The organism is Pseudochryseolinea flava (assembly GCF_003286915.1).
Taxonomy (GTDB): domain Bacteria; phylum Bacteroidota; class Bacteroidia; order Cytophagales; family Cyclobacteriaceae; genus Ohtaekwangia; species Ohtaekwangia flava.
This window is the reverse complement of sequence record NZ_QMFY01000005.1, coordinates 100,880-122,140: the sequence shown is the minus strand read 5'-3', so window position 1 is coordinate 122,140 and position 21,261 is coordinate 100,880. Positions and strand designations below refer to the sequence as shown.

The following is a 21,261-nucleotide window of genomic DNA, read 5'->3' as shown; positions in this document are numbered from 1 at the left end:
TTAGTAGTGCGTTTGCTAACGCCAAACGGATGCTACGAGCCTACACCATCCTCACGCTATTGTTATTGTATTCGAGGTCTGTTTTTGCACAGCCTTCTGAATTTTCCTTTGATCACATCGGCATCGACAAAGGCTTATCAAATTTAACAGTCACCTCCATTTTTCAAGACAACAAAGGCTTCATGTGGTTTGGAACCTTTAATGGTCTGAATCGCTACGACGGATATGAGATAAAAAATTATTTTCACAATCCTAAAGACTCGACATCACTCAGCGATAATCGCGTGACAGTTGTTTTTGAAGACAGTCATAAAAACTTATGGATTGGAACTAATGTTGGCGGGCTTAACCTATACGATCGGCAACAAGATAACTTTCGTCGTTTCACAAAAGAGTCATCAAAAAACTTTTGGATCAGCAGCAACCGCATCGAAACCATTTTTCAAGATTCACAAGGCAGCCTTTGGATCGGAACAAACGAAGGTCTTAATCGCTTCAACTACAAAACGGAAAGATTCGAAGCATTCCATAAAAAAGACGGCGATCCTTCTTCGCTCAACAGCAATCAAATTTATTCCATCATTGAAGATCAAAACAAAGATCTGATTATTCTCACCAACGCTCCTGAACTCAATCGCTACAGCGAACGCCCAAACGGGTTCGTTCATTTCACTGTTAGTACCAACGACAAAGTATCGCTCAACACCGCAAGGCTACTATATCGCGATCGCGAAAACAACATTTGGACCGGTACACTCGACCATGGATTGATCAAGCAAAACAAAAATGGAATTCGTAGATATGAACATCAGCCAACGGAAGCAAGAAGCCTCAGTCACAATCTCATTCGTTCCATTTTACAAGACGATAAAGGAAATGTTTACATCGGTACGGACGGTGGTGGCTTAAATATCTACAATCCACTAACAGATGACTTCACCGTTATAAAGTCAAATTCAGAAAACAAAAATAGTTTAAGCAGCAACGCAATTTACTCACTCTATCAAGATAAGGCTGGCACCGTTTGGATTGGAACATTTGGCGGCGGACTTGATATCTACAACCGGTTCAAAGAAAAATTCAATCATCACACGGTTCAACCTAATAACAAGAATAGCCTTAGCCACAAATCCGTGTTGGCCTTGTTGGAAGATCAAAAAGGACAAACGTGGATCGGTACCGACGGTGGCGGACTAAACATGTTTGATAAACGTACTGGCAACTTCAAACACTTTCGACATGACCCTAAAAATCCCAAGAGCATTTCGTCGGATGTTGTTAAATCCCTTCACGAAGATAAGCGGGGAAACATTTGGATCGGCACCTACTTGGGCGGACTAAATCGATATGATCCACTCAACAATAATTTTGAACGAATCCTTGCAAACGATCATGGTATCATGAATATTATATGGGACATCTATGAAGATAGCCACAACAACATTTGGCTCAGTACGCTTGGTCATGGACTAACGATGTACGATCCAAATAAAAATAGTTTCAGACATTTCCAGCCTTTTGCATCTGGAGAGGGTTCCCTCGGCGACTATAATGTGATCGCAATTCTAGAAGATAGTGAAGGCAACCTATGGATAGGGACCGAAGATCATGGCGTTAATCTGTTCCACTATGAAACAGGAAAATTTAGTTACTTAAGAAACGCAGTCGACGACACAACATCTTTAAGTAGTGATCACGCTTGGGTAATCTTCGAAGATTCTCACAATCAGATCTGGATCGGTACAGCTGGCGGCGGCTTAAATCTGTACCATCGCGAGCAGATGAATTTCACGCATTACACAAAAGCGGATGGATTACCGAGTGATATTATCAGCGGTATTCTCGAAGACAAAGACGGAAACTTGTGGATCACGACGGGAAAAGGAATGAGCAAATTTAATCCGCAGAAAAAAACGTTTAAGAACTTCGACCTGAAAGATGGCCTTCAGTCAAATGATTTTAACATCAACGCGGTGTGTGCTTCGCGCAGTGGCGACCTTTATGTTGGTGGCGCCAACGGATTCAATGTATTCAACCCGTCAAGGCTTCGCGACAACCCGTATGTGCCACCGGTAGCAATTACGGATTTTCAAATCTTCAATAAGCCTTTAAAGATTGGTGGTGAAGACGCAATTCTGACGAAGCAAATTTCAGAAACTAACCACATTGAAATATCCTATGAGGCATCCGTTATCTCATTTCGGTTTGCCGCACTCAATTTTATATCACCAGAAAAAAATCAGTATGCCTATTGGATGGATGGCTTCGAAAAAGATTGGAACTATGTAGGCACGAAACGGGAGGTAACATACACGAATCTCGACCCTGGAGAATACACTTTCCACGTCAAAGCGTCTAATAACGATGGCATCTGGAACGATGAAGGCATAGCCCTCACGTTGGTGATTACACCACCGTGGTGGGAGACGCTTTGGTTCAAGAGCGCACTGTTTATTTTCGTTGTTAGCGGCATGGTCGCCATTTACAAAATGCGCACCGTTGCCATTCGAAACTCGATGCGCCTTGAAAAAGAACGAGAACTTAAAGTGAAAGAAGCAGAAATTCGCGAAGAGCGGCTACGCCATGAAAAGCATGTTGTCGAACTCAGCAAAAGCAAACTCGAATCGGAAGTACATTTCAAAAATGCCGAGCTTGCATCATCGGTCATGAATGTGGTGAAACAGAACGAAACACTGCTCAAAATCAAAGAAGATATTTCTTTCACATTGAGAACAAATTCACCTGAAGAGCTTGAAAAGAATTTAAAACGAATTATTAAGCTAATCGAGCAAGAAGTTAAGCCCGATCAAAACTGGACGCAGTTTGAGCAGTTGTTCAATCAAATACACGAAAACTTTTTACAACGACTGAAAGAACGCTTTCCAGAACTTACTAACAGAGATCTAAAACTATGCGCATACTTAAGAATGAATTTGAACAGCAAGGAGATTGCACCGCTGTTGAGTTTGTCGGTGCGCGGCGTTGAAGATCTTCGATATCGGGTTCGTAAAAAAATGGAGTTGGATACGGAGATCAATCTTTCTGATTACATCCTTGGCTTATGATATGTAATGCATGACACTAGTGTGGCAATCGCTCGCGAATCAAGCCATACACCCACGTGCCGATGATGGCGCTTAACAACGTGACCCCTACTGCAAAAGCACCCGTTCCAATTTGAGCAAACAACGGTCCTGGGCATGCACCAGTAAGTGCCCAGCCACATCCGAAAAGGAGTCCCCCGAATATATTTCCATTGCTGAACTTTCTCTTTGAAAACGTAACCTCTTCACCCTGTATCGTTTTTACGTTGAACTTTTTAATGATCCATACAGAGAGTACACCAACAGCAACTGCCGATCCAATTACGCCATACATGTGGAATGACTGAAACCTAAACATCTCCTGAATGCGAAACCAGGAAACAACCTCAGACTTCACCAGTAGGATTCCGAATAAAATACCAACGATTAGATAAACAATTCCCGGCTGTTTTTTTTCTTGAACGTTAGCGTTCACATCAAGAGACTTAACCTCGTAATCTACATTGTTGTTTATAGTGATCATTTTGTTTTTCATAGTTGAAGCAGCAAGGGTAAAATAAAATTAGCAACGAAAATACCGCCTAGCATAAAGCAACACGTGGCGACGAGGGAAGGCCATTGAAGTGTTGATAATCCCATGATACTATGACCCGAAGTACAACCACCTGCGTATCGCGTTCCAAAGCCAACAAAAAAACCGCCGACAATCATCAATACAAAACCTTTGATTGTCACGAGCGACTGAATATTAAATAACTCTTGCGGAACCAAATTCGAATAATCGGTGACGCCATAAGATGTCAACTCCTTTTGTAAACGTGGATCTACGACCACGCTACCAGAAGACATGAGAAGTTGGCTAGCAATCATGCCGCCAATAAATATTCCACCAACCAGAAATAAATTCCAAGATTCTTTTCTCCAATCGTACTTGAAAAAAGTGATATCCGCAGGAATGCATGCCGCGCAGATGTGCCGAAGTGACGACGAAATTCCAAATGATTTATTTCCAGCAAGTAATAATAGCGGAACCATCAGACCAATTAATGGGCCTGCAACATACCACGGCCATGGTTGTAAGATACTATCCATACGTTTGATGTGATTTAAATGTCGTATTCGCGGAGGGTGGTTGTGCAAAATTACGCAGGAGGATCGAGAAAAAAACGAACTGATAAATATTCTCCGTTATTACGGTAAGAAATTTAAAAAACGAAAAAGCGCACCCATTAGAGCGCGCTTTGCTTAGAATGTAAAGTAGTTCACAGCGAACAAGTCACGAGGAGGACTAATTTCGCTTCCAGTCTTCTATTTGTTTTTTGAGCGCATCAACTGCTTTGGCGGTAGCTTCCTCAAAAGATTTGGCTTGCTTTGACGCGAACAAATCATTTCCGGGAATAACAACACGAATCTCTGAGATTTTATTTTCCTTGTTATCAGACTTATCGATTTTTAGCAACACACGACTCTCAATGATTCTATCGCTGAACAAAGCCAATTTTTCTACTTTTTCATTCACGAAGTCGGTGAGCTCTGGCTGCGCTTTAAAGTCAGGTGTTTGAATGATGATTTTCATAGTGCTTAAGATTATACGTGAAATATAACGGAAGGCGTGTACTTTATGCCAGAAACGCAGCTAATTTTTCACCCTTAAATGTTAAATTTTTATCTACATTTGGGCGGTAATTTATTGAACCCCGATACATGAGAAAATTCTTGCTCGTGGTCCCCTTCTTTTTATTGGGATCATTCCTTGCTGTTGCACAGGGCGATTTCAGGCCCGGCTACTACATCACACTTCAGCATGACTCCGTTTCAGCGCTAATCGATTATCGGTCGAACAAGGCATCTTCAAAAAAGGTGACCTACAAACAGACTTCGAAATCAAAAGCAAAGCGATTCTTCCCAGGCGAAATTCTTGCTTACGGCTTTGACAACGGTCGTCGTTTCATTAGCAAGAAAATTCGGATTGAAAAAGGTGAACCTGAAAAACTAATTTTCATCGAGCAGCTAGTTGCCGGTAAGCTTAGTTTACTTGTCTATCACGGCACATACTTTGCGGAAAAAGATTCTATTTATAAGTTAACGAAAGACATACAAGACGCGATTAAAACTCGATCGGGAGCAAGTGCAATTGTTACCCGTAAGCCCTACATCGGACTTCTCAATTATCTAATGCACGACTGCGGACTATCTGCCGATGGCGCGCGATATGAAAGACGAAAAATGATTGACTTGGTAAGCAGCTACAACCGATGCAAAGATGCAACACATGTAGTATACAATACTGACTTACAGAACATCAAGTTTAGCTGGCAACTCTTTGCAGGCATTGACAACTCCAAGCTTATTCCCGAAAACGGTGAAATTGATTTCCAAAAAAGCTCGACAGCTTTATATGGGTTAGGCTTCGACGTTTCGTCACCTAGGTTGTTCGATCGTCTCTTCTTTACCGTCGAGGCCCAGTATTCGGAGAAAGATTACCTCGGATACTATCAAGAAGGTGTTTCACAAATAAGTCGTTACGATATATTTCTTGATGCCAAGGCTTTGCGAATTGCAACCGGTGTGAAATATAATTTTTCAAACGACGCCCAAACACCGTACATAAAATTTGGTTGCTCATATGCAGTCGTTTCCGATGCTAACATTAAATTCCTCAGAGAACACGAATTTCCGAAGGGCGTAGTCAGCACATCATCATCTTCGCTGTCACTAAAAGAAAAGAATCAGACTGCACTATGGGCAAGCGTTGGTTTCACCCAGCATGTATATGGTCGCTACAAAGGATTTGTTGAAGTTAGAATTGAAAGACCATCGGGCTTCACGAAGAATTTCACCGACCTTGAGTTTGCATCTATTACCAACGTTAGTTTCCTCCTCGGCGTTAGATTTTAACACCATGAAAAAATATTATTTTATAATTGCCATATTCTTATTCTCAACGTGCACTGAAGAAGAACCAACTTCCCGCGACTACCCGCGTGTGAGAACATCACTTGTTACATCTGTTACCAGCGCTGGTGCAACCGTAGAAGGTACAATCACCACGGCACCTGCAGCAATCGAAGATCACGGATTTGTTTACGGCGAAACACAATATCCGACAATCACATCACACGAAGTAATTTCACTCGGATCCAAGGCGGGTGTGGGAAAATTTTCTGCCACGATCGAAAAAAGCCTTGTCGAAAAAGTTACTTACTATGTAAGAGCCTACGCGAAATCTAGTTCCTATATTGTGTACGGCGATCAAGTTGAATTCATGAGTTTGGGTACCACTAAACCAACCTTAATATCGATCGCGCCAACCCAAGCACAGTGGGGAGACACCATCACTTTGACAGGGACAAATTTTACGAAAAACAGTAAATTTCTAACGTCAATCGGAGACATCGATGTTCGCTCCATCTTCGTATCCAACGATCAAGTGAAGCTCATCATTCCCCATACCGTTGTTTCCGTGGTCAATGACGTTTCGATAAACTTCGTCGGAAACTCTGCTACACTCAACGGTGCCCTCACGATTAAGAAGCCGATCATCAGTTCGATTACCCCCACTGCAGGAAAGGTAAATACGGAAGTAATAATTTCTGGTAGCGGATTCAATCTTAATACTGAAGTTTTCTTCGCTGATAGAAAAGCGACAGTCAAAAGTATTAGTCGCCAAGCGATAAAATGTACAGTTCCTACTGGTGCACCCAATGGTATGACTAAAGTTACATTAAAGGCAGGTGCGGAGACGCTTTGGGTCGATACAGACTTTACAATGATGTCGCCCGTAATTACTCAGATAACACCACTTACCGGTACATACAATGACCAGATCACAATAAAAGGCCAAAATTTCAGCGGTATTCAGAGTGAAAATGTTGTTACTGTTGATGGGCAAGTTGCCGAAATTATTTCATCGTCTACCACAGAAATTCGAGCGCGCATTCCATATGGTATTTCTCAAACACCAGCGATGATTGATGTTACCGTTGCAAACATCGAAACAAGAAGATATACTAGTGGATTCGTGCTCACGCGTCCATCGATTACTTCAGTAACACCCACACGGATTGGTACAAATTCGGAAGCAACAATTACTGGAACTGGATTCGACATATACGGTGGAAATATTGTAACACTCGACGGCGAACCGGTATTTCATTCTTACAATATGGGCACGGCCATTCGCTTTACAACTTCAGCCTTTATGCGCAAGCACGAGATGGAGCTAAACGTTATCACCGCAGGACAAGCATCGACTAATACAAAAACGGTTACATCACCTTGGATTACACTACACGATGGTACGAATGCTCGAATAAGCAACAACATTATCTTCCAACACAATAACGAAATTTACGCTGGCCTTGGACGACAAACCTACTATGGAGAATACTCCAATGAAATGTGGAAATTCAATCCTACGACGGGATGGACAAAACTTGGCACTTTCCCTGGTGGGGAACGTAGTCATGCATTTGCGTTCACATTAGGGGACAAAGCGTATATTGGCGGCGGGCAAAGTGATCTAAGTACATTCAATGATTTGTGGGAATTCGATCTTGTTTCTCACGTTTGGACAAAGTTGAATGACGTGCTCCCTGGAGACCACCTTTGGAGTGCCGCAGCTATCACCCATAATGGTAAGGCCTATCTATTTTTCTACAATAGATTTTACGAGTACGATCCTCTTAATGACTCTTGGACACCGCTAAGCTATGCTCCAAACATGTATTCCATGGATGCGCCACCTATTTTTGTTCACGCAAATGAAATCTACGCTGCAGCCGAAGGAAGTTTGTGGGTCTATAATATTGCTGCTGACAATTGGACACAAAAAAACAATTCGATGCCCACGTCGCTTTCCTATGGCGCAAAAGTATTTTCCTTGAACGGAGCTATTTATTTCGAAGACGGGCAAGACGATACAGATGAAAGCATTACTTGGAAGTACGATCCGGTGACAAATAAATTCTCCACTTTTACCACTAGAATACCGATCTTCACTTATGAGCAATCGTATATCTCGATGAATAATAAAGGATATCTTATCGGCGGGCGTCAAGACTACTGGGGCAATGCAACCTCTGTTGTATATGAGTTCGATCCAAATTATTAGAGCGCAAGAACGCGACATATTATGGGCTGCTTCAATACATTATCTTTGAAGCAGCCTTGATTTTTTTGATTTGATAATCCTCGAAGCCCTATTTCACAATTCATTAACAAACTCAGAACACAACATTGCGTTTCTTTATCAAAAAAGAAATCATGCGCATAACACTCCTTCTCTTATTGGTTGTTTCCAATCTTGCCGCTCAAAAAACTCCCGAAATCTTTCAGCCAGGCTTAATCTCTAACGGCGGTGTTTTCGGATTTACCTTGTCACCCGATGGGAAAGAAGCATTTTGGGTACAGTCCAATGGTGGACGAGATACGCTGATCATCATGCATTCGATGAACGTCAAAGGCAAATGGCAACAACCTACGCCAGCATCATTCTCGGGCAACGCGGGCGTGTGGAAAGACATTGATCCCGTATTCTCTCCCGATGGCAAAACAATTCTGTTTCAATCCAACAGGCCTGTTGAAGGGAAACCCGATCGAACATTTTTCGACATCTGGATATCGAAGCGTGAGAAGAACGGATGGAGTAAGGCAATCCATCTGGGAAACGTGATCAACACCGATGCCTCCGAATCATTTGCATCGATGACGAAAAGCGGTAACATCTACTTCATGAAAGACAATCCAGACGGCAAAGGATCATCTGACATCTGGGTTTCTAAATTCGAAAACAACCAGTACAAAGATGCCGTGAATCTGGGCGCGCCAGTGAACACCACGTTCCGTGAGTCGAACCCATTTGTGTCTCCTAACGAAGACTACATCATCTATTTTTCAAGTGACAGCACTGGACTGGGCGACGTTGACTTATTCATCAGCTTCAAGCATGGAGATCAATGGAGTAAACCGAAATCTCTCGGCTCCCCCATCAATGGTAAACTTGGTGAGTTCTGTCCTTTCTATCATGAGCGTCAAAAGAAACTCTATTTCTGTCGCACCGTGACACATGCGAATGGTCGACGAACGGAAGACATTTTTGTTGTCGATTTCGATCCGGCGATCTTTCGAAACTAACTCATTACTTCAAGCTGATTGCTATCAGATACCATGAAGCGTGTGGCAGCCATTGTTCTGCCCAACGCCAGTCGTCGTCTTTGCCTGTCTTTAAATAGCTGAGGTCCCAATCAATACCGTCTTCGTCATCATAACCACCCGTGATGCCGTTGCAAATTCCACCGGGTGCATTGGTGTATTGGTATGTTCCGAAAAACATGTAGGCAATATTATTTCGACCTGTGCCGTGTAGCATCGATGCATCATAAGGGTTTAAGCCGAGAATCCAGTTCAATTGATTCCACGCATAGCCATTGAGTTGCTTTTGAAAAGCGATGTCGTCTTTGAATAAGGGCATCGCCATTCTTGCTGCCGTGGCGAGTGAAGCTAATCGCGCATTCTCACCTTGCCACCATGGAGATGCTTCAGTATCGTGCGGAAAGAAAAAATTAGTACGCTTAACGCCGCCTTTGTTTTGAACAAGTTGCCTTGCATAGCCAAAGGGATTATTAACCTCTTTGGTTACATTTAATTCGAACGTCAACGATCGTTTGATCACCGTCAATAGCGCATTTCGTTCATCGTCGCTTGCAATGGACAAATAGTTGGTCAAGGCCACAACCGGAAGTCCTGCATCTGACGCATGAAAAAATGGGCGATCTCCATCATCTGCGCGCCAATAATCCTTGTGCGTACCGGAGGTGACCAAACGCGTGGATAACTTCTTCGCGCGAACGGCTGCCGATATCCTATAACTAGGCTTACCCGTTGCTTGATAAAGTGCTGTTGCCGCCAGTAACGCGCAATAATCATCGACGATATTTTCTTTTCTATCATTACAATACGCGACGTTATTCTTTTCTAAAAAAGCAAACGCTTCCTCGGCAACACGAAGGTATTCAGCATTCGAAAATTCACCGGAAACTTTATACGCACTCGCCATCGCCAACGACGCAATTGCCATACCTCCTCCTGCACGATAACTCACTTCATACGTCGCTTGACTTTGCACATTTTGCACGCCGCCAGGATTGAAATTGTCTTTTGTTTCATCGGTTTTGATCGCATAGCCTTTATTATCCTTGCTAATCAATCGGTCTTCAGGGCGTTTCTCTGGACCTGGGCATGACACGGATCGATAAAAAGATCCTTTGGGATTTTTTACCCGAACGAGATAGTCCGCGCCAAACATCGCTTCATCGAGGATTTTTCTTTTGTATTGTTTGAAAGCGACATCATTGCGGGCATCTAGAGCAGCATACGTCTTCAGTAAACTCCATACGGTGAGTGAAATTTGCTGCGGATTAAAGTATGTTGAAAACGACAAATGAGATAGGTGCTTTCCGTAATCGCCAGTCGCATCAAACCATCCACCATGTGCATCGATCGTAGTTTTTGTATCTTCAAGTTTAACGTGATGATCCGCTTTGTCCAGCAATCCCGAAGAGCGTTGTCCTTTGAAATAATACACGACATTCGATAACGTATTTCTTTCCAAGATTTCTTTTTGGATTTGGAATGGAAAGGAACGAATGATCCCCTTTGTTGTCGAGCATTCTAAAACGTATACCCCCTCCGTTGTAACGTCGTCGAAATCAACCGTCCAAAAGTGCCAATCTTTCCACTTGGTAACGTTCCCAGTCTTCACTGGCACACCGGAAAAAATTTCCTTGTTTGAAGTATAGTCGATCACGCGAAACGAATTCACCTGATCGTCAGCAGTACCTTGCACCACGGCGTGCTTCGGTCCAAACTTATCATATCCTAAGTGATTTGTAATGACACGCGGCAATTGTGCATAAATGCCTGTGTGTATCAGAAAAAGCAGTAAAGAGAGGAAGGTTTTGTATTTGCTCATAGGGTAAATTCAACGATTACGTTAAGATCCAAATTCTTGAACGTTGGCGTTGAATTTATCCTACAACAACAAACAATATGATGATGCGCGGACGTTTTTTGGTGTGTACTTAGCACGCATTAATAAGGATCATGCGTTAGTCATCCACGCAAATATTTTTATTTCTGCAATACGAATCGATAATATCGGCGTGAGCCATCTTTTAGCGTGAGATAGAAGCGTGATCCTACGACGCCAGCAAACTCAGAAAAAAGCTTTTGCCATTTGGGGGGAATAAGTTGTTTGATGCGTGTGGTTTTTGCCTCATCTTCTTCCTCGATTGAGCGAATAACATTATCACTGATATCTTCCTCCTCCAACAATCGTAGTCCGCTTCTACCGATCTGTTGTTGAAAGACAGGCATATTATTGTCGCTGCGAAAATCGACCATGAGCAAATAGCCACCAGGCTTGAGCACACGCTTTACTTCTTGAAGAAATTTCTCAGGCAAACCGTAGGCATGGCAAGACTCGACATTCATCACCACATCAACACTATTATCGGCTACAGGAATTGATTCAGCACTGCCTTGAATAAATTTGAGATTGGGCACTACATGTAAACGATTGGCAAGGTCAACAGCATTTTGTGCGAGGTCCATACCCACATAACTAGCTGGTTGAAAATAGGAAGCGAGGTGTTTCGCTCCACCACCGCGACCGCTTCCAACTTCAAGGACTTGTTTTCCTTTAAGTTCTTTTTTTAATGCGAGGTAATGATACATCTGCAACGGGAGGCGTTGCTTCGTCTGATGATCGGCGGGCAGGTTAAGCGGCGGCTCACTGTTGTTGGGCACATAGCCGTAGTTCATAAACTGCCAATCTTCCGCTGGAACGTGCTTCGCTAACAGCTCGTACGTTATTTTTGCGTTGAGTCGTTTGAACCAAGCAAAACGTTTCAGCAAGAACATAAGTCTTCTAAGCATAGATGTGGTTTAAGGTGTCGCAAGATAATGTTATTCGGCAAACTACAAGTGATGGTCATCCGGCATCACTAAACTTCTTCCCTTGAAGGTCTACTGTCCCACATGATTTGTTCTCGATCACGCATATGGCTACCAATCTAATGCCCGATGCACGACTAAGATGGTGTCTGCCATTCGAAAAGCCGGATGATAGTTTTTTCTCGCTTCAAAAATTTTCACTACCTCCAACACAATTTTCCTTCAACTGGCACGATAATGGTTTATGATGTTTTTTTGGAGCACAGCGTTGTAGAAATTTTTGTGTGTTAAGATTAGCTCCCAAGTCATTGCTGCTATAGCATGTGGTCGCCGAGATTTTCAGCGAGACCGATTAATCTGATGAGGGGATGGGTAGTTGACGTTCGTAGATTGGCGCATGCACGTTAAAGTCGTACCTAAACCTTTTGAACCTCATGATCATACAACGCTCCGGTACATCAACCATTGTTTACCTTTCAGCACTTATCCAAACTATTAAATCCCGGCGAGAATCTTTGGGAACGGGTGGTTCAAGCGGCAAAGGGTCATATCAAGAAGTTATTTCAAGTAATCAACATACAATCAAGATAGGCTAAAGATTTTTCGGGAACCCCAACTTACCGAATTTGGCGAGGGCAGCGGTTGTGTTATGAACTCTATGAGTTTGCTGCTCTCCCTTAATTTTTACAAATGGTTAAACTTGGTCAGTTGTATTTTCTATATTGGTAAAGCAATCAGACCCCAGACTTGAAAATATTCATTCTTTTATTCTTTCTGCTTTTCCAAACTGTGCTTGTTACTGCTCAAGAAACCCTTATTGGTAAATGGACAGCACACTCCGTTATTTTTCGGAACGCCGAAATTGAACTGAACAAGAAGGAAAAAATCATCTTTAAAAAAGACAGCACTTATATCAGGCGATACAGTCTTTACAAGAGCAAAGCAGATACCTCGAATCATGTACTTTTTTCGACGACGTTCTTCAACGGTAAAACCACCACCGTTGTGAAAGATATGAACGGCAACGTTGTGAAACCAAGATCCATAAAAGAGTCGGGAAAATTCAACGTCGACCTCACTACGAAGACAATCATTTTCACCAAGAAGGACCAGTCCTATAGAAAAAATTACAAATTAGACCGCCGCACACTACTGCTTGAAGAATCTACTGACGGTATTCTCAAAACTACAGAAACAGTCTACTTGCTAAAACTTCGGAAACGCCGCTGATGCGCGGCAGCATTTTTTAGCGTCCCATTTACCATGAAAAAATACGCCGTTATCATTGTATTGCTCTTGCTAGATTTTGCGCTTGCTACTCCACTGTATGCCCAATCGAAAGCAGCATTAAAATCAAAAATATCTAGTATCGTAAAATCGATTGACGCCGACATTGGTGTTTCGATGTTCCATGTCGAGAAAAAAGACACACTCTCATTACAGGGAACCAAACATTATCCGATGCAGAGTATCTATAAATTTCACCTGGCGCTGGCTATTCTTGAGCAAGTTGACAAAGGAAATATCAAGCTTGAGAAAAAGGTAAGAATATACCCTGATCAATATTTTAAGACACATAGTCCGATCATCAAAACATATCCTGAAGGCAATATTGATCTTTCTGTTACCCAATTGTTAGAATATACGATTATCGAAAGCGATAATTTGGGATGCGACCTGTTGTTTGATTTGATTGGTGGACCTGAGAAAGTGAATCATTTCATTCACACCTTGCGCATAAAGGACGTTTCTATTCTGAACACAGAGCGCGAAATGCATGTAACGCCAGATCTTCAATTTCAGAATTGGACAACTCCCATTGCCATGAGCACGCTATTGAGAGAATTCTATCTTCGAAAAGTTCTTCAGGCTACAACACACGACTTTTTGTGGACTACCCTTTCGAAAACCAGTGTAGGCCCGCGCCGAATAAAAGGCCTGTTACCCAGCGGGACGGTTGTCGCGCACCGAACCGGAACAGGCGATAGGGATGCCGATGGTTTTTGGACCGCGGTGAATAATGCTGGAATCATTGTTCTTCCCAATGGCGACCATGTCGTCCTTAGCGTTTTTGTAACGCATCTTCGGGGAGAAATTAAAGATGGCGAAAGTGCCATTGCAGAAATTGCAAAAGCCGTGTATGATCACTACGCGCGTTGATGTTGCGATGACCATTAAAAGCATATTAAATCGTATGCTTACACATTGACTTTTTAAATAAGTCGTTGAATTTTAAATGGGCAAATTATTAGATTTGTCGATTGACACCGGGCCGTTGTTCCTCTCCAGCTGGCCAACTTACATCTACCATACGCGCCATGAAAGGAATCAAACGATTATTTATTTTCATTTCCATCACGCTAAGTGCGTGCACATTTTCTGATAAGCCGTCAGATTTTGATTACGGCGCGATTGAAAACAATCAATACAAAAACAAGTTTTTCGATTTTACGCTCGATGTTCCTAGCGCTTGGAAAGTTCAATCGAAAGCTCAAACGCAAGAACAGGCAGCGCAAGCAGCGGAAACCACAAGTGAATTGTTGGATCAGCCTGTGGCCACAGAAGACATTGCAAATGCTACGCTGCTAAATGTTCGAAAATACGACTCTGGTGCCCTAGTGGCATTTAATCCAAACCTGATTGTCGTAACTGAAAATGTCGCCAATGCTGCAAACATTAAAAGTGGTCAAGATTATTTGTCGACTGTAAAAACGCTACTCTCTAAATCTGGTCATTCTTACAATCACATTGACGAGACGTTGACAGAAGTTAAACTTGGAAGTATTCCCTTTCATGTACTCAATACAACACAGTCGTCGATGGGAATCGAAATTAATCAGCGTTACTACGCCGCGGTCATCAATGGTTTCAGCTTGACATTCATTATATCGTATCGCACACGAGATCAACTAGAAGAGCTTGATACGGTGATGAAAACCGTAAAGTTTGGCGATCAGAATTTACAGCATTGATTGTTCAGTACTCACAGCGAGTCGCGCGAAACTAAATCGAAGACAGCTTGTTCCATCGGATTTGGTTGCGCATAGAAAGATGTTGCAGGTGTTTTGATACGACCGTTGTAAAATTCGATCATCTCAATGTGATCACTGAATACGAGGTTGACGCGCTTTAGTGGTACATCACCCATTTTAATCATGATCTCTCCCGAATCTGGCAGTTGAAATAGCAATGCCATCATCTTTTTTACCTCGACGGAATCCTTCATTTCATGCGTGCGCGCTGGAATAGTATCGGACAGTTTCGTGTAGTCGTCGATGATGACGCGATCAGGCGTAGTCATCTGAAATGTTGAAGCATACCTCGAAGGCATGTCCTTCAGTTCCACAGGTTTCGGATTATTACATTGCGTTAAGAACACAAGCAGAAACACACATACGATCACACGCTGCACCATATTCATCCGTTTTTTCTTAAGGTAATTTTGCGACAAGTCTTTCCGGAAGCGATTTTAAGACAAAATAGATAATCTTCCATTTCCAACCTGGAACAATAATGAGGACATTCCCGGCATTTACAATAGCTTCGGCGACAAAGGCCGGCTCCAGCATCAATGATTCGGTAAGCTGTAGCCCTGCGGTAAGTTTACTTCGGATATACCCTGAAACAATCGCGTTTACTTGAATGTTCCGATCAAAAAGAAATTGTCTTAAACCTGCCAGATATTGCGTAAATGCGGCCTTCGTGCTGCCATACACAAAGTTGCTTTTACGACCACGCACGCCAGACAGCGATGAAAGTCCAATGATTCGCTCTAAATTGGTGTTATGCTTATCCATGGCGACGATGTTCAAAATCGAAACGGCACCTGCATACAATACATTGATCATTTGGTAGGTGCCATCCCAACTTACCAAGGCTTCTTCATTAGTCACTTGAAATCCGGCGGCATACAACACGATGTTGGGTTTTACCGGGAGCGCATCGTAGAACGCTTGATGTGTATGAAAAGCGACCGCATCGAAATAGCGAATGTCGACCATCGTTGGATCCGAAACACGGTCATCTACAAAAGTTTTAAGGTGCGCAGTACTTCGCGAAGCGGCAACAACGTGATAACCCTTATCGACATATAAACGCAATGCTTCCTTTGCTACATCAGAATTTGCACCGAGTATCAGTACAGATTTCTCCACAGTTCCTTTGATCATTTTATCTACCTCACGAGTTTATCACGCATCTCACGCCACGTGATAAGTTGGATGTTATTTGTTTCCAGCAACTTCTTACACACGTCGCTTGTGAAAAAATCAAAATCCGCTTGTCTCCATGCTGATCCCCAATCTGGATGATCGATCGTAACGGCCTTCATTTCATCATTATCGTACGCGGTGTGAATTAAGATAGTACTCACACCGGGTTGCAAGTTATTCAAAAGGTTTGTGTAGTATTTGGACATTCCTTTCGCGTAGTCATAAGTTGCCGCCGTGTAAATGTCGTCGATCACCACATCTTTTTCAGTCAACATTTTCTTTATACCACTCGATTCATATGCATCAACAATCTGCTGCGTGATCATCACGGGAATTTTAAATTCATGACCGAGTTTAATGTATATCTTTACATATTCAGCATCTCTGAAAATCATTCCCATATGGCTATCGAGGTGCGTTGGATCGACGCCGAATTGAATGGCTCTTTTAATTTGTGCGCGCAGTTCTTTTTCTACATCTTCGACCTTGGCCACCTTTGATAGATCGACCGAGCCATCCGTTAAGAATCCTTTATCGGTTGTCAAACTTTTAACTTCTTGGTGAAGTACAGGTCCCCATTTGTAATGTTTCCATTCACTCGTTAACACAAGATGTACACCAAGGTCAAGCTCAGGATGTGAGACGGCGTAGGCCGCTATTTCGGGAAACCAAGGACAAGGCACCATGATGCTACCGGAATTAACCACGCCTTTTTCCATCGCATAAATAGTTGCCGCATTTTCGGTCTGTGCTACGCCAATGTCGTCGGCATGTATAATCAGCAGTTTGGTTTCTTTAGGATATCCCAGTCGTTCTTGGAGTGTTTTCATTTGCGAAAAAATTGGAGTCTGGCACAACACCAATGCAAAAATCATTAATGCTCTCATAGCCGTAAAATTTGTTCGGAAGGTACAATTTCAGCTGTAAAGTTGAAAGGCGCGTGACGTGTGCACACGCTATAAGAGACACGTCAAAAGCCGCCGATGACATACTTGAGAGCGGGAATAAGCATGGTTAGCGCTTTATCATAAAAGGCAAATGCCATTGTAGAATTGTGGCGATATTGGGTTTGATTTTGTAGAGTTTTTCCACATTTAGAACGTACAACCTACGCGTGACGGGCGAATAGGCCACTGGCAAATTTTTTGGATAAGGATTCGATGTTATTGACTTAAACGACCTCTTTCAGCTATTGAGTTGTCTTCACCCCTATGCCCTGAAGGGGAACTCGGTTTGCGGGCTGACCCTTTAGGGAATGAAAGGGTTGGGGTGAGTCAATGACAGTGAATAACGATTGATAAACAAATTGTACACGTCGTATGAAATCAAGAAAAATTTTAGCGGCTACGCTCGAAGAAATTGGCGAAGAATTGTCGCATCTCCGAATGAAAAAAGGCTATGACACCGTGCTAAATTTTGCCTTAGAACACAAACTACCGCCCAATCAATATTGGAAAATTGAAAATGGTAAGGCGAACATTACCATAAAAACACTATTGAAACTATTGAGTATACATCGCGTTTCCTTAGAAGAATTCTTTTGTTCTTTTAAGGCAAAATAGTCGCAACTGTTGTATCCGGCCGGAATTGTTGATTTTCCCAACGCCCGCTGGCATCAAGTTTTACTTTCACGAATCGACTTATCGAACAAACCGAACGTATTGCCATGACCATAGAAGTATCCATATCCACGAGCTCATCGATTGCCGGACTAACCAGTAATGACAGTACTTTCACCGATGGATTCCATCTGCATTTTATCGCCAAAGATGATCAATGTAGAAAATTGTGGACGATTTCTGACACCAACGAAAATGGCGACCTCGCACGATACACGTCGATCCAGCACGCGCTGCTCGCAGCTGCTGAAAAAATGAAATTGTATCGCACGTCGATTCAAGAATGAATTACAATCTTGCTTTAATCTATATATCGAAAGGCGGCCTGAAAAGTCGCTTTTTTTTTATCCTAGAAAATGTAGCCTCAATGTATCGTATGGCATTTCCACCTCCAGGTAAACAGGCGAGTCGTTGATACTATGGTAATTTAATTCGATAATACTCTTCCTCGTGTTTTGCGGACTCGGAAATACACGTCCGATACTTTCAATATTGATAAGCTCTGTTTTTGTTTCTTCTTCTTCTGTGACTGTTACTTCGATAAATTTTGCCATGGTTGATCATCGTTGATGAATTGCAAAATTAGAAACTCTAGCGTATCAATCTAAAGCGGATGAAAAGATCGAAGGTAACAGTTAACGATTCATGATTAACGTGTAGTAAGCTGTCCGGATAACGATTCACGTTTAACGCTTAACGATTAACGATTAACGATTCACGATGGCTGTTTGATGTTGACTTTCAGCCAAAAGAATCCAATCAACCCGGCGATCACAGAAAAAATCATCACGGCGATCTTTGCTTGGTCAATCAATACCGAATCAGAGAAAGCCAGTAGGCTAATGAAGATAGACATGGTGAATCCAATTCCACCTAGAAAGCCGGCACCGATAATGTGCTTCCAGGTGAGACTTTGCGATAGCTTCCCTACGTTTGTCTTCACGGCAATCCAAGTAAATCCGATGATGCCAAGAGGCTTGCCGATTAAGAGGCCGATCATAATTCCCACACCAATCGTGTTTCCTAATTGGACGTAAAAGGTGCTACTGATGGGTATTGCTGTATTGGCAATGGCAAAAATCGGAAGAATAATAAAGGCAACGGACTTGTGTAGTAAATGATGAAGCTTAGCTGAAGGCGTGCCCTCATCACCATTGCCGAATGGAATGGCGAAAGCCAACAGAACGCCGGTAATGGTTGCATGTACACCGGAATGAATCATACAATACCACATGACAACGCCTAGGCTAAGGTACGGCCACATACGATGTACTTTCAATCGATTTAAGACGAGGAGCACGACAAAGATGCCTATGGCTAACGAGAGGTAGAGCCAGCTAATTTGTTGTGTATAGAAAATGGCGATGAGTAAAATTGCCCCGAGGTCATCGATTACTGCGAGGGCTGTGAGAAAAATTTTGAGCGCAAGCGGAACGCGTTTACCCAACAGCGACAATACACCGAGCGCAAAAGCAATGTCCGTGGCCATGGGAATACCAATGCCACGCGAAAACTCAGAATGACGATTTACAAAAAAATAGCATGCTGCAGGAACGATCATGCCCCCCAGTGCTGCGACGATTGGCAAGGATGCCTTTTTAAAGTTTGATAACTCACCGATGTAAACTTCCCGTTCCAGTTCGAGGCCAATCAACAAGAAGAAGATGGTCATCAAACCATCGTTGATCCAATGGGTGAGTGTGTGCTCACCGATTGGCGTATTCCAGACGTCGATGTAACTTTCGGAAATATTCGCCAATAGAAGCGAGATGATTGTGCAGAAGATCAACACCACCCCTCCTGATCGATCGCTCTCGAAGAATTCTTTAAACCCTATTGACTGTTTGAATGAAAGCATGCCGCAAGATAAAATTACTTTCTTATGGCAGCGTCGGATTATAAAATGGTTTTTCCTGGATTCGCGTTTTTCTTATTCCCCCAACGTTTTCTTCCCCGATTACCATTACCGTTTCCTTTCGGTCGATGTTTTGCATGATCGTTGTTAGCCTTGGGCTGCGATGGTGTATGCTTTACAGCAAGCTCTGGTGTTACACCTCCCTGAAAAGGATGCTCACCCACAACTTCGATATCTTTCTTAATGGTTTTAATGATATCTCTCAGGTATTCTTTTTCCTCCTGATCACAGAAAGATAATGCAGATCCGTTTGCACCGGCGCGTCCCGTTCTGCCGATACGGTGAACGTAAGTCTCCGGTACATTGGGAAGTTCGTAGTTGATCACGAATGAAAGGTCGTCTACATCGATACCGCGCGCAGCGATATCCGTAGCAACCAATACGGTGAGCGATTTATTTTTAAAATTCGCCAACGCTTTCTGACGTGCTTGTTGTGATTTGTCGCCGTGAATGGCTGCCGCGCTGATGCCGCCTTTGTTCAACGTCATGGCTACACGATCCGCACCGCGTTTGGTACGTGTAAATACCAACACGTTTTGCATTTGCTGCTCGCGAATAACGTGCTGTAACAATCCACGTTTATTATTCTTTTCGACGAAATAAACGGATTGATTGATGGTAGTCGCTGTCGAGGATACCGGTGTTACTTTTATTTCAACAGGATCTTTCAAGATGCTCATGGCAAGGTCTTGAATTTCCGGAGGCATCGTTGCCGAAAAAAGTAGCGTCTGTCGCGATGTGGGTGTAAGCTTTACAATTTTTCGAAGGTCATTGATAAATCCCATGTCGAACATGCGATCTGCTTCGTCGAGCACGAGGATCTCGATTTTATTGAGCTTCACGATGCCTTGATTCACAAGATCCAACAACCTTCCGGGCGTGGCGATGATGATGTCGACACCACGTCGTAATTGTTGCACTTGATGGTGCTGCGAAACACCCCCGAAAATCACGGCGTGTTCAAGTCGGAGGTATTTGCTGTAAGCCTTAATATTTTCTCCAATTTGCAAAGCAAGTTCGCGGGTTGGCGCTAGTACGAGAGCTTTAACAAAAGGTTGAGAAGCGCGTTGATGAAGGCGCTCTAACATAGGCAACGAAAACGCGGCAGTCTTTCCTGTTCCGGTTTGTGCGCAGCCAAGCAGATCACGCTGTGATAAAACAACCGGAATTGCTTGTTGCTGAATGGGTGTAGGCGTAATGTATTCTTGGTCTTGAAGGGCACGAAGAATTGCTGGCGATAAATTAAATTGCTGAAATGACATGTAATTTGTTTAAAAAAAGCGATCTGGTGTAGGTATCCTATTTGAGAAATTCGAGCAGATCGCGGATTCGGATTGAACAGCTGCCTGTTGAGCGTATTTCAAGTGCCAAAGATAACATTTTTGGAGGGTTAATAAAATCTCTCACAAAACAGGCTATTGTTTGTTAGGTTCTCAACACGAAAACGTTTTAAAAAATTCATTCATGAAAGTAGGCGCGATGGGTTTGTTTAATTGAAGCAATCGCGATTTCGAAAC

The 21,261-nt window shown here is 42.8% G+C and carries 20 protein-coding genes; 9 read left to right on the top strand and 11 right to left on the bottom strand.

Annotated elements, in window-relative coordinates; translation table 11 throughout:
- The first annotated feature begins 29 nt into the window (after positions 1-29).
- Complete coding sequence (locus tag DQQ10_RS11795; protein WP_112747077.1) at positions 30-3,065, top strand: ligand-binding sensor domain-containing protein; 3,036 nt, start codon at positions 30-32, stop codon at positions 3,063-3,065.
- Positions 3,066-3,081: 16 nt separating this feature from the next.
- On the opposite strand, the gene DQQ10_RS11790 is transcribed toward DQQ10_RS11795, so the two are convergent.
- The 3 genes from DQQ10_RS11790 to DQQ10_RS11780 all read right to left on the bottom strand — a co-directional run bounded on the left by DQQ10_RS11790 (position 3,082) and on the right by DQQ10_RS11780 (position 4,620).
- Positions 3,082-3,579 (bottom strand): DUF6691 family protein, encoded by a 498-nt coding sequence (locus tag DQQ10_RS11790; RefSeq protein ID WP_245970382.1) that lies wholly within the window; start codon positions 3,577-3,579, stop codon positions 3,082-3,084.
- Positions 3,576-4,136 carry a YeeE/YedE family protein gene (locus tag DQQ10_RS11785; protein ID WP_112747076.1) on the bottom strand — a complete coding sequence of 187 codons (561 nt, stop codon included), beginning with the start codon at positions 4,134-4,136 and terminating at the stop codon, positions 3,576-3,578. Before DQQ10_RS11785 ends, DQQ10_RS11790 begins: the two co-directional genes overlap by 4 nt.
- Before the next feature lie 196 nt (positions 4,137-4,332).
- Positions 4,333-4,620 carry an HPF/RaiA family ribosome-associated protein gene (locus DQQ10_RS11780; protein ID WP_112747075.1) on the bottom strand — a complete coding sequence of 96 codons (288 nt, stop codon included), beginning with the start codon at positions 4,618-4,620 and terminating at the stop codon, positions 4,333-4,335.
- Positions 4,621-4,748: 128 nt separating this feature from the next.
- Between DQQ10_RS11780 and DQQ10_RS27935 the strand changes: the two genes are divergently transcribed.
- The 3 genes from DQQ10_RS27935 (at position 4,749) to DQQ10_RS11770 (ending at position 9,179) form a co-directional block, all read left to right on the top strand.
- Positions 4,749-5,942, top strand: coding sequence for a hypothetical protein (locus DQQ10_RS27935; RefSeq protein WP_165823906.1), 1,194 nt, complete (start codon positions 4,749-4,751; stop codon positions 5,940-5,942).
- A 4-nt stretch (positions 5,943-5,946) separates the two neighbouring features.
- Entirely contained in the window at positions 5,947-8,157 is a 2,211-nt protein-coding gene (locus DQQ10_RS11775; RefSeq protein WP_165823905.1) for an IPT/TIG domain-containing protein, read from the top strand.
- A 152-nt stretch (positions 8,158-8,309) separates the two neighbouring features.
- Positions 8,310-9,179 (top strand): TolB family protein, encoded by an 870-nt coding sequence (locus tag DQQ10_RS11770; RefSeq protein WP_133259625.1) that lies wholly within the window; start codon positions 8,310-8,312, stop codon positions 9,177-9,179.
- Positions 9,180-9,183: 4 nt separating this feature from the next.
- Here the strand turns inward: DQQ10_RS11770 and DQQ10_RS11765 are convergent, their stop codons facing one another.
- On the bottom strand, positions 9,184-11,016 hold the full coding sequence (locus DQQ10_RS11765; protein WP_112747072.1) for a glycoside hydrolase family 9 protein: 1,833 nt from the start codon (positions 11,014-11,016) through the stop codon (positions 9,184-9,186).
- Positions 11,017-11,174: 158 nt separating this feature from the next.
- The gene (locus DQQ10_RS11760) at positions 11,175-11,981 is read right to left on the bottom strand and encodes a class I SAM-dependent methyltransferase (RefSeq protein WP_112747071.1); all 807 of its coding nucleotides are present in this window, start codon (positions 11,979-11,981) and stop codon (positions 11,175-11,177) included.
- 765 nt (positions 11,982-12,746) lie between these two features.
- Between DQQ10_RS11760 and DQQ10_RS11755 the strand changes: the two genes are divergently transcribed.
- The 3 genes from DQQ10_RS11755 to DQQ10_RS11745 all read left to right on the top strand — a co-directional run bounded on the left by DQQ10_RS11755 (position 12,747) and on the right by DQQ10_RS11745 (position 14,971).
- Entirely contained in the window at positions 12,747-13,229 is a 483-nt protein-coding gene (locus DQQ10_RS11755) for a hypothetical protein (protein WP_112747070.1), read from the top strand.
- A 33-nt stretch (positions 13,230-13,262) separates the two neighbouring features.
- Complete coding sequence (bla, locus tag DQQ10_RS11750) at positions 13,263-14,159, top strand: class A beta-lactamase, subclass A2 (protein ID WP_112747069.1); 897 nt, start codon at positions 13,263-13,265, stop codon at positions 14,157-14,159.
- Positions 14,160-14,317: 158 nt separating this feature from the next.
- Positions 14,318-14,971, top strand: a complete 654-nt coding sequence (locus DQQ10_RS11745; protein ID WP_112747068.1) for a hypothetical protein — start codon at positions 14,318-14,320, stop codon at positions 14,969-14,971.
- 11 nt (positions 14,972-14,982) lie between these two features.
- Here the strand turns inward: DQQ10_RS11745 and DQQ10_RS11740 are convergent, their stop codons facing one another.
- From DQQ10_RS11740 to DQQ10_RS11730, 3 genes are read right to left on the bottom strand one after another with little or no spacing between them, the layout of a single operon-like run.
- Positions 14,983-15,420 carry a hypothetical protein gene (locus DQQ10_RS11740; protein WP_133259624.1) on the bottom strand — a complete coding sequence of 146 codons (438 nt, stop codon included), beginning with the start codon at positions 15,418-15,420 and terminating at the stop codon, positions 14,983-14,985.
- A gap of 10 nt (positions 15,421-15,430) precedes the next feature.
- Positions 15,431-16,153, bottom strand: coding sequence for an SDR family NAD(P)-dependent oxidoreductase (locus tag DQQ10_RS11735; RefSeq protein ID WP_221409717.1), 723 nt, complete (start codon positions 16,151-16,153; stop codon positions 15,431-15,433).
- A 20-nt stretch (positions 16,154-16,173) separates the two neighbouring features.
- Positions 16,174-17,040, bottom strand: coding sequence for a polysaccharide deacetylase family protein (locus DQQ10_RS11730; protein ID WP_245970381.1), 867 nt, complete (start codon positions 17,038-17,040; stop codon positions 16,174-16,176).
- Positions 17,041-17,529: 489 nt separating this feature from the next.
- Here DQQ10_RS11730 and DQQ10_RS11725 point away from each other — a divergent pair, with 489 nt between their 5' ends.
- Together DQQ10_RS11725 and DQQ10_RS11720 are read left to right on the top strand one after the other, a co-directional pair.
- Positions 17,530-17,772 carry a helix-turn-helix domain-containing protein gene (locus DQQ10_RS11725; RefSeq protein WP_112747064.1) on the top strand — a complete coding sequence of 81 codons (243 nt, stop codon included), beginning with the start codon at positions 17,530-17,532 and terminating at the stop codon, positions 17,770-17,772.
- A 104-nt stretch (positions 17,773-17,876) separates the two neighbouring features.
- Positions 17,877-18,116, top strand: coding sequence for a hypothetical protein (locus DQQ10_RS11720; protein ID WP_112747063.1), 240 nt, complete (start codon positions 17,877-17,879; stop codon positions 18,114-18,116).
- A gap of 57 nt (positions 18,117-18,173) precedes the next feature.
- On the opposite strand, the gene DQQ10_RS11715 is transcribed toward DQQ10_RS11720, so the two are convergent.
- The 3 genes from DQQ10_RS11715 to DQQ10_RS11705 form a co-directional block, all read right to left on the bottom strand.
- Positions 18,174-18,383 carry a hypothetical protein gene (locus DQQ10_RS11715; protein ID WP_112747062.1) on the bottom strand — a complete coding sequence of 70 codons (210 nt, stop codon included), beginning with the start codon at positions 18,381-18,383 and terminating at the stop codon, positions 18,174-18,176.
- Between the two features lie 161 nt (positions 18,384-18,544).
- Positions 18,545-19,687 carry a Na+/H+ antiporter NhaA gene (gene nhaA, locus DQQ10_RS11710; RefSeq protein WP_112747061.1) on the bottom strand — a complete coding sequence of 381 codons (1,143 nt, stop codon included), beginning with the start codon at positions 19,685-19,687 and terminating at the stop codon, positions 18,545-18,547.
- 38 nt (positions 19,688-19,725) lie between these two features.
- On the bottom strand, positions 19,726-21,006 hold the full coding sequence (locus tag DQQ10_RS11705) for a DEAD/DEAH box helicase (protein ID WP_112747060.1): 1,281 nt from the start codon (positions 21,004-21,006) through the stop codon (positions 19,726-19,728).
- Positions 21,007-21,261: the final 255 nt, after the last annotated feature.